Here is a 13,180-nt window from a genome sequence, read left to right as displayed (position 1 = left end):
CCGCTAACTTCATAAGAGCAAGCTCTTAATCCATTCGCTCGACTTGCATGTATTAGGCACGCCGCCAGCGTTCATCCTGAGCCAGGATCAAACTCTCCAATAAAGTTAGTTTGTCTAGCATCTAAAAATAAAAATTGACGTTTCACGTTGTTTGTTTCGTTTAGTTTTCAAAGTTCAACATCGCGTTTCAGCGACTTTTATAATATATCATAGTATATTATTTTCGTCAACAAGTTTTTTCAATAACTTGTATGTCTCATTTGCTGACTCTGCCTATTATATAAGCTTTCTCTTATCTATGCAAGTATTATTATAAAAAAATAAAGAGGGGAGAAATCCCCCTCTCTTATTCTTCTGAAGAAACCTCTTCGCTCGTTTCTTCTTCGTCATCTTTTTGTGCTTTTGCTACCGTCGCTACCTCTTGCTCATCTTCTAATCGAATTAGACGAACACCTTGTGTATTACGTCCCATTTGAGAGATTTGATCAACTGGCATACGAATAATAACACCCGCTGCTGTAATTAACATAATGTCTTCTTCACCTGTTACAGACTTAACCGCTACTAATTTACCGTTCTTATCTGTAATGTTACAAGTCTTCAGACCTTTACCACCACGACTCTGTAGTCGATACTCTTCAACCGGCGTACGCTTACCATATCCATTCTTCGTTACAATTAAAACATTCGTATCCTCTTCAACAATTTCCATACCTACGACTTGGTCCTCTTCGCCTAGTGTAATGGCTTTTACACCAGCTGCATTACGGCCCATAGAACGTACATCTTGTTCATTGAAGCGAATTAACATACCATTACTTGTCCCTACGATAATATCCTTATCACCAGATGTTAAACGTACAGAAATCACTTCATCTTCTTCACGAAGCGAAATTGCAATTAAACCGTTCGTACGTATATTTGCAAATGATGAGAGTGGCGTTCTCTTAGAGATACCTTGTTTCGTTGTAAAGAATAGGAACTGGTCGTCACCAAACTCACGAATTGGAATAATGGCGTTGATCCATTCACCCTTATCTACCCCTAATAGGTTAATAATCGGTAGCCCTTTCGCTGTACGACTATACTCTGGAATTTCATATCCTTTTGTACGATATACTTTACCCTTGTTTGTGAAGAATAAAATATGATCATGTGTAGAAGTAGTCAATAAATGTTCTACGAAATCATCATCGTTCGTTCCCATTCCTTGTACACCACGTCCACCACGGTTCTGTGTTTTGTACGTAGAAGCTGGTAACCTCTTAATATAACCGTTATGAGTTAACGTAATTGCAATATTTTGCTCTGGAATTAGATCTTCATCTTCAATAAATTCCATACCGCCGATTGTGATTTCTGTTCGTCTCTTATCATTGAAGCGCTCTTTTACTTCTGTTAATTCTTCTCGAATAATCTCAAGAACTTTCTCTTCATCTGCTAAGATCGCCTTTAATTCAGCAATTAACTTCATTAAATCTTGATATTCTTGCTCGATTTTTTCACGTTCTAATCCTGTTAAACGTTGCAAGCGCATATCTAAAATCGCTTGTGCTTGTTTCTCACTTAAACCGAAACGTTCCATTAAACCTTGCTTTGCGATATCAGCTGTTTTTGAACTACGGATTAAAGTAATAACTTCATCAAGGTGATCTAACGCAATGCGTAATCCCTCTAGAATGTGGGCACGTGCTTCTGCTTTCTCTAATTCGTAAGCAGTACGTCTACGAATTACTACCTTTTGATGCTCTAAATAATAATATAGATTTTGTTTTAGATTTAGGACTTGCGGCTCTCCATTTACAAGAGACAACATATTAATACCGAAGCTCGTTTGAAGTGCCGTGTGTTTATATAGATTATTTAATAGTACATTGGCATTTGCATCACGACGTACTTCCATAACAATACGCATACCATTTCGATCTGATTCATCACGTAAATCTGTAATACCTTCAATTTTCTTATCGCGAACTAATTCTGCAATTTTTTCAATTAATCGCGCCTTATTAACTTGATAAGGTAGTTCCGTTACGATAATAGATTGTTTACCATTTGATTTCTCTTCAATTTCAACTTTGGCACGAAGCATAATAGAACCTCGTCCTGTTTCATAAGCTCTACGAATACCACTTCGCCCTAAGATTAAACCTGACGTTGGGAAGTCTGGCCCAGGAATATATTCCATTAATTCCGCAATGGTAATGTCAGGGTTATGGCTTAATGCCAATACACCGTCAATTACTTCGCCAAGTTGATGCGGCGGAATGTTTGTTGCCATACCAACTGCAATACCCGTCGTACCATTTACTAGTAGGTTAGGGAAACGAGCTGGTAATACAATTGGCTCTCTTTCAGAACCATCATAGTTATCTTGATAATCAATTGTATTTTTTGAAATATCACGTATTAATTCCATAGAAATCTTAGACATTCTTGCTTCTGTATAACGCATTGCTGCCGCTGAATCTCCATCAACAGAACCAAAGTTACCATGACCATCAACAAGCATATAACGTTGACTAAAATCTTGCGCCATACGTACCATCGTTTCATAAACAGCTGAATCTCCGTGGGGGTGATACTTACCAATTACTTCGCCGACAATACGCGCCGACTTCTTATATGCTTTATCAGCTGTAATTCCTAAATCATTCATCGCATATAAAACCCTACGATGAACTGGTTTTAACCCATCACGAACATCTGGTAATGCACGAGATACGATAACACTCATCGCGTAATCTAAAAATGAGGTACGCATTTCATGACTAATATTAATTTCTCGAATTCGTGCTTGTTGTTGATTGTCTGACATCAACGAGCACCTCCTCTTACATTTCCGTTACACATACATTGATTTATATGTAGAAGACAGGAATACTTAGATTCCTGTCATTACTCATTTAAATATCAAGGTTTTTCACGTATTTTGCATTTTCTTGGATAAAGTTACGGCGTGGCTCTACTTTATCACCCATTAAAATTTCAAATGTTTCATCTGCTTCAATCGCATCTTGAAGAGAAACTTGAAGTAACGAACGTACTTCTGGGTCCATTGTTGTCTCCCACAGCTGAGTTGGATTCATTTCCCCTAGACCTTTATAACGCTGAATTCCAGGTTTAGGTTGAGCTGGTAATTCAGCTAGTATTTTTTCAAGTTCTTTATCGTTGTAAGCATATTGAATTTTTTTACCTTGTTGTACTTTAAACAATGGTGGTTGCGCAATATAGATATAACCACACTCAATTATTTGACGCATATAACGATAGAAGAACGTTAATAATAGGGTACGTATATGTGCACCATCCACGTCGGCATCCGTCATAATAATAATTTTATGATAACGGGCCTTCTCAATATCGAAATCCCCACCAATATTTGTACCAATTGCTGTAATAATTGTACGCACTTCATCATTAGATAAAATTTTATCTAATCGCGCCTTTTCAACATTAATAATTTTACCTTTAAGTGGTAAAATCGCTTGAAAATGACGGTCACGTCCTTGTTTCGCAGATCCGCCGGCAGAGTCACCCTCTACGATGTAAATTTCACTGATTGCTGGATCTTTCGAAGAGCAATCCGCTAATTTACCTGGTAAACTCGAAACTTCTAACGCACTCTTTCTACGTGTTAATTCACGAGCTTTTTTAGCAGCTACACGCGCACGCGCTGCCATCGTACCTTTGTCTACAATTTTACGCGCAACATTTGGATTTTCTAGTAAGAACTTTTCAAAGGCTTCCGAGAATACAGATTCTGTAATCGTTCTCGCTTCACTATTTCCAAGTTTCGTCTTCGTTTGTCCTTCAAATTGTGGATTTGGATGTTTAATTGATACGATCGCCGTTAAACCTTCACGAACATCTTCACCAGTTAAATTACTATCCGCATCCTTTAAAATGTTATTTTTCCGACCATAATCGTTGATTACACGTGTTAGGGCAGTTTTGAATCCTACCTCATGTGTACCACCTTCATACGTATGAATATTATTTGTAAATGAGTAAATATGATTTGTATATCCTTCGTTATATTGCAACGAAACTTCAACCTGGATTCCATCTTTTGAACCTTCCACATATACAGGCTCTTCATGGATTGGTTGTTTTGAACGATTTAAATGCTCCACATAAGATTTAATTCCACCTTCATAATGGAACTCTTTCTTTTGCTTATGTTCACGCTTATCTTCAATTGTTAATTTTATATTACGATTTAAAAACGCCAACTCACGCATACGAGTTGCTAACGTATCAAATTCATATTCTGTCGTCTCTTTAAAGATTTCTGGATCTGGCTTAAAGCGAGTTATTGTTCCTGTTTGATTTGTATCACCGATAACTTTTAAATCAGCAACCGGAATACCTCTTTCGTATTTTTGGTAATGGATTTTACCATCACGATGTACAAATACTTCTAGTTCTGTTGATAATGCATTTACAACAGATGCTCCAACACCATGCAAACCGCCAGAAACTTTATAACCGCCGCCGCCAAATTTACCACCAGCGTGAAGGACAGTCATAATAACCTCTACTGCAGGACGTCCCATTTTTTCTTGTATACCAACTGGAATACCACGTCCATTATCGGTTACAAGAATACTATTATCTTCTTCGATGCTAACATTAATTTCATCGCAATATCCTGCTAATGCTTCATCGATACTATTATCGACAATTTCCCATACAAGGTGGTGAAGTCCTTTTCCACTCGTAGATCCAATATACATACCCGGACGTTTCCGAACTGCTTCTAGTCCCTCAAGCACCTGTATCTGACTTTCATCATATGCGTTTTCTTGCATTTGTTTTTGGTCCATTGACACAAAGATCACCTACTTTTCCATTTAAACAGGGGTTATGCCCTATCTATTTCACAATCTACCGTGCCGTTCGTTACATGAATTGTTTTTGCTTCTTTCAATGTTTCGTGTTCAATTCCGTCGACACTCGTCGTTGTCACAAATGTTTGCACCTTACCTTGAATTGTATTTAACAGATGTGATTGACGATAATCATCTAGCTCTGATAAAACATCATCTAATAAAAGAATTGGATATTCCTTAACTTCTGAGTAAATCAATTCAATTTCAGCTAATTTTAGGGACAGTGCGGTCGTTCGTTGTTGTCCTTGCGAACCAAAGACTTGAACATTTTTACCATTAACGAAGAATTGTAAATCATCACGATGAGGACCTATTAAAGTCGTACCACGAAAAATTTCACGTTGTTTCACAGATTGAAAACTTTCATAGTATACTTCTTTTATTTTCGACAACTCCATTGATTCTGATACATCTACGCTTGGTTTATAGATGATTTCTAACTCTTCTAATCCTCTACTAATCCCACGATGGATTGGTGCAGCCCATTCTTGTAGTAAGTGCAAAAACTCAAAACGTTTTCGCAATATTTTTGTACCATGTTCAATAAGTTGAAGTGTAAATACATCCAACATCGTTTCCTCATTTTTGCTATTCCCTTGCATTTTTTTAAGCAAGTGATTTCGTTGCGTGAGCACCTTTTGATATTGACTTAGTTCATACAAATAGACGGGTGCTATTTGTCCAAGTTCCATATCTAAAAAGCGTCTTCTTACTTGAGGGCTTCCTTTTACAAGATTTAAATCTTCTGGGGCAAACATGACAACATTCATCACGCCAATATATTGACTCAATTTTTGTTGTTCAAGTTGATTTAATTTTGCCTTTTTACCTTTTTTCGAGATATTTAATTCCAAAGACAAAGAACTATTTCTCTTTTGTAACTTCCCTTTAATTTGACCGAATTCTTCATCCCAACGGATAAGCTCACGATCATTAGAGGTTCTATGAGATTTCGCCATCGCTAAAACATAAATAGCTTCCATCAAATTCGTTTTCCCTTGCGCATTTTCGCCGATAATTACATTTACCTTATCTTCAAAGGAAAGCTCTAACTTTTCATAATTGCGATAGTTTTTTAATTGTATTTCTGAAATAAACAAAGGGCTCCCCCTTTATGACTGAACTTGGAAACTTCCGCTTCCTGGAATTTCGATAATATCGTTCGCATATAGTTTGCGACCTCTTCTATTTTCAAGTTCTTGATTCACGTACACTTCATATTCTTGTAAAAACCATTTTACAGCGCCACCTGTATCAATTACATCGGCTAACTTTAAAAATTGCCCTAGTGTAATATACTCTGTTGAAATTTTAATATGTTTCATAAAATCGCTCACTTTCTGAAAGTGTTCATTCTTTCATTGTACTAAATAAACTAGCATTAGGAAAGTAATACCCAAAAATCAAATAAGGGCTACTAGCATCTGAAAACTAGCAACCCTTATTTCTTACTTAGTAAGTACGAACCGGTAAAATTAATTGAATAATGGATTCATCATTTACTGTACGAATTAAGAATGGTCTCATTGCTCCAGTAAAGCTAATCTTAATTTCAGTACTATCTAATGCCTTTAGTGCATCCATCATATATTTTGCACTAAAAGATATTTTTAACTCTTCCCCATCTACTTTTTCACATTGAACTTCTTCAACTACTTTTCCGATTTCTGGTGAATTCGAAGAAATTTCTAACATTTCCTGTTCTAAAGTTGATAATTTCACAACATTATTACGACCATCTCTTGCTAACAGAGATGCACGATCGATCGCTTGTAAAAATTCTTTTGTATTTACAAAAATATCTGTTTTACTCTCCGCTGGAATTAAACGAGTTGTATCAGGGTAATTTCCTTCTAACAATCTTGAGAAGAATAATAAATGCTTTGTACGGAATAATACTTGATACTCCGTAATAACGATATCTACCATCTCTTCAGACTCATCTAGAATTTTGCTTAATTCATTTAAACTTTTACCTGGAATAACAACATTCGCTTGGAATTCATCTGCGATGCCTTCGATTTTTGCTTTTCGAAGAGCCAATCTGTGACTATCTGTAGCAATGCAAGTTAGTTCGCTGTTATATACCTTCCAGTTTACACCTGTCAAGATCGGTCTTGTTTCAGAAGTAGAAACGGCAAATACAGTTTGTCTGATCATATGTTTAAGTAAATCTGTTGGAACCTTAAAAACATGATGTTCTTCAATTTGTGGTAACAATGGATATTCTGCAGAATCTAAACCATTTAAATTAAATTCTGATTTTCCAGAAGTTATTTTTGTCATCAAATGATTTTCCACAGAAATTTCGACAGTTTCTTTCGGTAATTTTTTTACAATTTCACTAAAATATTTTGCTTGTAAAACGATACTTCCTGATTGTTTTACTTCTACGATTTCTTTTCCATCTTCTTCGACTGGGATAAAAGATTCGATAGAAATATCAGCATCGCTTCCTGTTAACGTAACGCCTTCTTCTGTAGCAACAACTTTAATTCCTGTAAGGATCGGGATTGTTGTACGAGAAGAAACAGCCTTCATTACATCTTGTACACTCCTTACAAGATAGTCTTTTTGTATTGAAAAACGCATAAAGAAAAACCTCCGGTAAGTATAAGATTTTATTTAATTAATAAAGATAAAAAATAGTAGTAATAGTAGTAGGGCTTGTGGATATGTGGATAACTCTGTTAAAGGATGTAAAAACAGTCTATCTACATGTGGATAGACTGTGCGTAAAACAAGGGAAGTTATTCACACTATTCAGCTACTACTTTAAAATATCGTTAATTTCTTCAACTTGCTTTTGTAATTGCGTATCCGTTTTAAGTAGCTTAGAAATTTTTTCATGGGCATGGATAACTGTTGTATGATCACGTCCACCGAATTCTTCACCTATTTTAGGTAAGGAGGAGTCTGTAAGCTCGCGTGATAAATACATTGCAATTTGGCGAGGAAAGGCAACTGATTTTGTTCGCTTTTTAGCCTTGAAATCTTCCAATTTTACTTGATAAACATCCCCGACAGCCTTTTGAATGTCATAAATAGAGATAATTTTTGGTTTAGAATTTGGAATAATATCTTTAAGTGCTTCAGCTGCTAAATCAGCATTAATATCTTTGTTAATTAAAGATGAATAAGCTACAACTCTGATGAGTGCACCTTCTAGCTCACGAATGTTTGAATCGATTTGATTTGCAATGTAAAGCATGACCTCATTTGGTATATCAAGTCCTTCAGCCTTTGCTTTTTTACGTAAAATTGCAATTCTTGTTTCTAAATCTGGTGGCGTAATATCCGTAATGAGTCCCCATTCAAAGCGAGAACGAAGACGATCTTCTAAAGTTGGAATTTCTTTTGGTGGCCGATCACTAGAAATTACAATTTGTTTACTTTCTTCGTGTAATGCATTGAATGTATGGAAAAACTCTTCTTGAGTTTGTTCTTTTCCTGCTAAAAATTGAATATCATCTATCAATAAAACATCTACATTGCGGTATTTATTACGAAAATCGACCGCTTTATTATCGCGAATAGAATTAATGAATTCATTTGTAAATTTTTCTGATGATAAATATACAACCTTTGCGTTTGGGTTATGTTCAATTACATAATGACCAATTGCATGCATTAAATGGGTTTTTCCAAGTCCGACGCCCCCGTAAATAAAGAGGGGATTATATGCCTTGGCTGGTGCTTCGGCTACAGCCAAGGAAGCAGCATGAGCAAAACGGTTACCAGAGCCAATAACAAATGTATCAAATGTATATTTTGGGTTTAGCATACTCTGTGGTAAATGATTAGCATCATCTTGTGCTGAATTTGGTTTAGAAGAAGGAAAATCAATTTCCTCTTCAGCTTGACTTTGGGGAATAATAAAGCGAATAGCTAATTTTGCCCCTGTTAAATCATAAAGTGTTTCCGAAATTAACTCTGAATAATGAGATTCTAACCAATCACGGGCAAATTCATTTGGAGCCGTAATTGTTAATACGTCTTTCTTTAAATTATGTGCGGTTGTTGATTTTAACCATGTTTCATAACTCGGTTTACTGACCTTTTTTTCTAATTCTTTTAAGGCACTGTTCCATAAATCAGATATGTTTTCCAAAGGTGTCCCTCCTTTACTAAGTTGGTAAAAGAATAAAGTTGTGCAACAAATGTACAACTTAAATAAATATAAAATGTATATTTATACGAAACGTATTTTAAAACCTAAAAACGTCGTTTGTATATGAGATAGGGTTTTCGACAAAAAAAGTAAATGTGGATAATCATTTACCCACATGTGATTAAAACTGTCCACATGTTATACACAAATTGTGGATAAGATAAAGATGTGAAAAACTTATTCAAAGTGAAAACACAACTATAATATCAAAAAAAAGTAGCTATAGCAATGAAATTAAGAAAGTTATCCACAAAATCAATACCTTGTGGAACAAACTTGTCCACAACACGATATACTGTGTAAAAGTACGAAAAGGGTTTGTGGATATAAAAAACAAGAAAAACATTTATCCACAAGGAAATATGAGGTCTGTGAAAAAGTATGTGAATAGGTTCAAAATGAATATTTGATGAAAATTTCGAGAACCATTGACATTTTCCTAGTTGATTAACTATAATTTATAAGACTGTCTTTAACAGATATTCCTCAGGGAGGTGTCATATAATGAAAAGAACTTACCAACCAAATAAACGTAAGCGCAGCAAAGTACATGGTTTCCGCAGCCGTATGAGCACAGCGAACGGACGTAAAGTGCTAGCAGCTCGTCGTCGTAAAGGAAGAAAAGTATTATCTGCGTAGACCACTGATCGTTCAGTGGTCTTTTTTTCTAATAATAGTGAATTTCCGCTGATGAACTACAGGAGTGTCAATTGATATGAAGAAAAAACATCGTATAAAAAAGAATGATGAATTCCAGACGGTTTTTCAAAAAGGAAAATCAAATGCGAATCGTCAGTTTGTTGTCTATCAACTAGATAAAGAAGAGCAGCCAAACTTTCGTATTGGCCTTTCTGTCAGCAAGAAAATAGGGAATGCAGTAGTGCGTAACCGAATTAAACGTATGATTCGCCAGTCGATCACAGAATTAAAAGATGAGATAGATTCTGGAAAAGATTTTGTTATAATAGCAAGGAAGCCTTGTGCAGAGATGACATATGAAGAATTAAAGAAAAGCTTAATTCATGTCTTTAAACGCTCTGGTATGAAAAGAATAAAAAAGTAGCGTAAGGAAATGAATTACACTATATACATACCGATACAAGGAGGAGTAGGCTTTGAAAAAGAAATTAGGTTTACTAGCCATGGTTGTTGTATTAATGGCGATTACTGCTGGCTGTAGTGAAGTAAATCAGCCAATTACACCAAAAAGCACTGGAATTTGGAATGAATACTTCGTATACCCGCTTTCTCAGTTAATTACGTATTTTGCCAACTTATTTGGTAGTAATTACGGTTTAGCAATCGTTGTTACGACTCTTATTATTCGTTTTGCATTATTACCATTAATGATTAAACAAACGAAGAGTACGAAAGCAATGCAGGCGTTACAACCAGAAATGGTGAAGCTAAAAGAGAAATATAGTTCTAAAGATCAAGCGACACAGCAAAAATTACAACAAGAAATGATGCAGTTATATCAAAAAAATGGTGTAAATCCATTAGCAGGATGTTTACCAATCTTTGTTCAGATGCCTATTTTATTCGCGTTTTACCATGCGATTATGAGAACATCAGAAATTAGTAAGCATACATTCTTATGGTTCGACTTAGGACAGGCAGATCCGTTCTATATCTTACCGGTTGTTGCGGCAATTACGACATTTATTCAGCAAAAGCTTGCAATGGCAGGAACTGCTGGACAAAACCCGCAAATGGCAATGATGATTTGGCTTATGCCGATCATGATTTTAATCTTTGCAATTAACTTCCCAGCTGCATTATCACTTTACTGGGTTGTTGGTAATATCTTTGGTATCGCTCAAATGTATTTGATTAAAGGGCCAGAAATTAAGGCTAGTAAGGCTGAGGGATCAGGTAAGTGAGTGTAATCACCACTAAAGGTCAAACAGTTGAGCAGGCAGTAGAGGATGCTTTAAGGCAATTAAATGCTTCAAAAGACCGAGTAGATATAAATATTATCGATGAAGGTAAAAGAGGATTCTTAGGTTTATTTGGGAATAGACCTGCAGTAGTAGAAGTTGTATTGAAGAAAGATCCAATTCAAGAATGTGAAGAATATTTAAAAAATGTTATTCACGATATGGGTGTGGAAGCTGAGATTAGTAAAATTGTAAAAGGACGCGAAGTTGAATTTACAATTTCTGGCGGAAATATAGGTGTTTTGATTGGAAAAAGAGGAAACACCTTAAACTCTTTACAGTATTTAACAAAACTTGTAGCGAATCGTAATACGAAGCAGTATATTGGTATCACACTAGATGCTGAAAATTATCGTAGTAAAAGAAAAGGTACATTAGAAGCACTTTCTTATCGATTAGCAAAACAAGTAGTAAGTACGAAAAAAAGAGTTGTGTTGGAGCCTATGCCATCTTTTGAACGAAAGATTATCCACCAAGCATTATCTAATCATCAAAATATCATTACAACTTCTGAGGGAAAAGAACCACATCGACATGTTGTAATATCTTCCAAGTGACCGGTTACTCAATTGAGTGCCGGTTTTTTTGAGGGGAAAATAGATGTGGATAACTAAAAAACACTAAACTTATCCACTGTGAATAAGTTTAGTGTTTTTTACATGAGGACATAATAAAATGAGTTATTAATCTTTTGTAGATAGGTTCGTTATGGTATTCTAATAATTTAGTGAAGAAAATAATCATGTTGAAATAGAGATAAATAAGCAAGTGAGGTGAAAGGACATGGAATTTGATACAATTGCCGCGATTTCCACAGCGCTTGGAGAGGGTGCAATTGCCATTGTTCGAGTAAGTGGGGATGATGCGGTTGAAAAAGTTAATCGTATTTTTAAAGGGAAGGATTTAACAGAGGTTCCTTCTCACACAATTCATTATGGTCATATTGTTGATTTAGATACAAATCAGGTTATTGAAGAAGTGATGGTGTCTATTATGCGTGCACCAAGGACTTTTACACGTGAAAATATAGTAGAAATTAACTGTCACGGTGGACTTGTTTCCGTAAATAAAGTATTGCAGCTTATTTTAGCGCAAGGAGTACGATTAGCGGAGCCTGGTGAATTCACAAAACGTGCTTTTTTAAATGGCCGTATTGATTTATCACAAGCAGAAGCTGTTATGGATTTAATCCGTGCAAAAACAGATCGTGCAATGAACGTAGCAATTAATCAAATGGAAGGCCGATTATCTAAATTAATCGGCCGTCTGCGTCAGGACATATTAGAAACGTTAGCTCATGTTGAGGTAAACATAGATTACCCGGAATATGATGATGTGGAAGAAATGACACATAATATTTTAATTGAGAAAGCTACACATGTTCGTGCTGAAATTGCAAAAATATTAGAAACATCGAAGCAAGGAAAGATTTTACGTGAAGGTATTGCTACTGCAATCATCGGTAGACCTAATGTTGGGAAATCATCGCTATTAAATAGTCTCGTTCAGGAGAAAAAGGCAATTGTAACTGATATTGCAGGAACAACTCGTGATGTTATTGAAGAGTACGTTAATGTGCGTGGTGTACCACTTAAGCTTATAGATACAGCCGGGATTCGTGAAACAGAAGATGTTGTTGAACGAATTGGTGTAGAGCGTTCAAAAGAAATGATGAACCAAGCTGATTTAGTATTAGTTGTCGTTAATTATAGTGAAGCTTTAACGAATGAGGATGAAGATCTATTCCGTGCCGTACAAGGAAAAGATTTCATTGTTATTGTAAATAAGACAGATTTACCGCAAGCAATCGATATGGAACGTGTTACAGAATTGGCAGCGGGAAATCGTGTTATTACAACGTCGTTAATTGAGGAACAAGGAATAGATGAGCTTGAAAAGGCAATAGCTGATTTATTCTTTGAAGGAACAATTGATTCTGCAGATGTGACATATGTTTCTAACGCGAGACATATTGGATTATTAACACAAGCAGGAAAAACAATTGGAGATGCAATTGAGGCAATAGAAAATGGTGTTCCAATTGATATGGTGCAAATTGATTTAACAAGAACGTGGGAAATACTTGGTGAAATTACTGGTGATACCGTTCATGAAAGCCTAATTGACCAGTTGTTCTCTCAATTTTGTTTAGGAAAATAATATAGCGATGTGTT

At 35.7% G+C, this 13,180-nt stretch carries 11 protein-coding genes and 1 rRNA gene; 5 read left to right on the top strand and 7 right to left on the bottom strand.

Translation table 11 applies throughout. The features are described 5' to 3' along the window. The 7 genes from CO726_RS17250 to dnaA all read right to left on the bottom strand — a co-directional run. Window positions 1-103 (bottom strand): 16S ribosomal RNA (locus CO726_RS17250); the annotation flags it as partial. Window positions 104-346: 243 nt separating this feature from the next. Continuing rightward, window positions 347-2,818, bottom strand: a complete 2,472-nt coding sequence (gene gyrA, locus CO726_RS17245) for a DNA gyrase subunit A (RefSeq protein WP_063224002.1) — start codon at window positions 2,816-2,818, stop codon at window positions 347-349. 88 nt (window positions 2,819-2,906) lie between these two features. Beyond that, a complete protein-coding gene (gene gyrB / locus CO726_RS17240; protein WP_063224001.1) occupies window positions 2,907-4,829 on the bottom strand; it encodes a DNA topoisomerase (ATP-hydrolyzing) subunit B in 1,923 nt (640 codons plus the stop codon). 38 nt (window positions 4,830-4,867) lie between these two features. Continuing rightward, window positions 4,868-5,995 (bottom strand): DNA replication/repair protein RecF, encoded by a 1,128-nt coding sequence (recF, locus tag CO726_RS17235; RefSeq protein ID WP_099685047.1) that lies wholly within the window; start codon window positions 5,993-5,995, stop codon window positions 4,868-4,870. Window positions 5,996-6,007: 12 nt separating this feature from the next. Beyond that, window positions 6,008-6,220 carry a S4 domain-containing protein YaaA gene (yaaA, locus tag CO726_RS17230; protein ID WP_098759630.1) on the bottom strand — a complete coding sequence of 71 codons (213 nt, stop codon included), beginning with the start codon at window positions 6,218-6,220 and terminating at the stop codon, window positions 6,008-6,010. Window positions 6,221-6,347: 127 nt separating this feature from the next. Further along, a complete protein-coding gene (gene dnaN, locus CO726_RS17225; protein ID WP_098759629.1) occupies window positions 6,348-7,487 on the bottom strand; it encodes a DNA polymerase III subunit beta in 1,140 nt (379 codons plus the stop codon). Window positions 7,488-7,665: 178 nt separating this feature from the next. Next, window positions 7,666-9,006, bottom strand: a complete 1,341-nt coding sequence (gene dnaA, locus CO726_RS17220; RefSeq protein ID WP_099685046.1) for a chromosomal replication initiator protein DnaA — start codon at window positions 9,004-9,006, stop codon at window positions 7,666-7,668. A 564-nt stretch (window positions 9,007-9,570) separates the two neighbouring features. On the opposite strand from dnaA, the gene rpmH reads away from it, so the two are divergent. From rpmH to mnmE, 5 genes are all read left to right on the top strand, one after another. Then, window positions 9,571-9,705 (top strand): 50S ribosomal protein L34, encoded by a 135-nt coding sequence (gene rpmH, locus CO726_RS17215; protein ID WP_000831901.1) that lies wholly within the window; start codon window positions 9,571-9,573, stop codon window positions 9,703-9,705. A gap of 76 nt (window positions 9,706-9,781) precedes the next feature. Then, window positions 9,782-10,129 (top strand): ribonuclease P protein component, encoded by a 348-nt coding sequence (gene rnpA / locus CO726_RS17210; RefSeq protein WP_000726627.1) that lies wholly within the window; start codon window positions 9,782-9,784, stop codon window positions 10,127-10,129. Window positions 10,130-10,181: 52 nt separating this feature from the next. Beyond that, window positions 10,182-10,949 carry a YidC family membrane integrase SpoIIIJ gene (gene spoIIIJ, locus CO726_RS17205; RefSeq protein WP_099685045.1) on the top strand — a complete coding sequence of 256 codons (768 nt, stop codon included), beginning with the start codon at window positions 10,182-10,184 and terminating at the stop codon, window positions 10,947-10,949. Then, window positions 10,946-11,563, top strand: coding sequence for an RNA-binding cell elongation regulator Jag/EloR (jag, locus tag CO726_RS17200; RefSeq protein WP_099685044.1), 618 nt, complete (start codon window positions 10,946-10,948; stop codon window positions 11,561-11,563). The genes spoIIIJ and jag overlap by 4 nt, the downstream gene beginning before the upstream one ends. Before the next feature lie 226 nt (window positions 11,564-11,789). Continuing rightward, the gene (gene mnmE, locus CO726_RS17195) at window positions 11,790-13,166 is read left to right on the top strand and encodes a tRNA uridine-5-carboxymethylaminomethyl(34) synthesis GTPase MnmE (RefSeq protein ID WP_098759625.1); all 1,377 of its coding nucleotides are present in this window, start codon (window positions 11,790-11,792) and stop codon (window positions 13,164-13,166) included. Window positions 13,167-13,180 lie beyond the last annotated feature (14 nt).

Source organism: Bacillus fungorum, from assembly GCF_002746455.1.
Taxonomy (GTDB): Bacteria; Bacillota; Bacilli; order Bacillales; family Bacillaceae_G; genus Bacillus_A; species Bacillus_A fungorum.
This window is presented reverse-complemented; position numbering and strand designations above follow the sequence as displayed.

Excerpts from the sequence above, each read along its gene's own strand:
- gyrA (WP_063224002.1), bottom strand. The coding sequence starts at position 2,818 with ATGTCAGACAATCAACAACAAGCACGAATTCGAGAAATTAATATTAGT.
- gyrB (WP_063224001.1), bottom strand. The coding sequence starts at position 4,829 with ATGGACCAAAAACAAATGCAAGAAAACGCATATGATGAAAGTCAGATA.
- yaaA (WP_098759630.1), bottom strand. The coding sequence starts at position 6,220 with ATGAAACATATTAAAATTTCAACAGAGTATATTACACTAGGGCAATTT.
- dnaN (WP_098759629.1), bottom strand. The coding sequence starts at position 7,487 with ATGCGTTTTTCAATACAAAAAGACTATCTTGTAAGGAGTGTACAAGAT.
- rpmH (WP_000831901.1), top strand. The coding sequence starts at position 9,571 with ATGAAAAGAACTTACCAACCAAATAAACGTAAGCGCAGCAAAGTACAT.
- rnpA (WP_000726627.1), top strand. The coding sequence starts at position 9,782 with ATGAAGAAAAAACATCGTATAAAAAAGAATGATGAATTCCAGACGGTT.
- mnmE (WP_098759625.1), top strand. The coding sequence starts at position 11,790 with ATGGAATTTGATACAATTGCCGCGATTTCCACAGCGCTTGGAGAGGGT.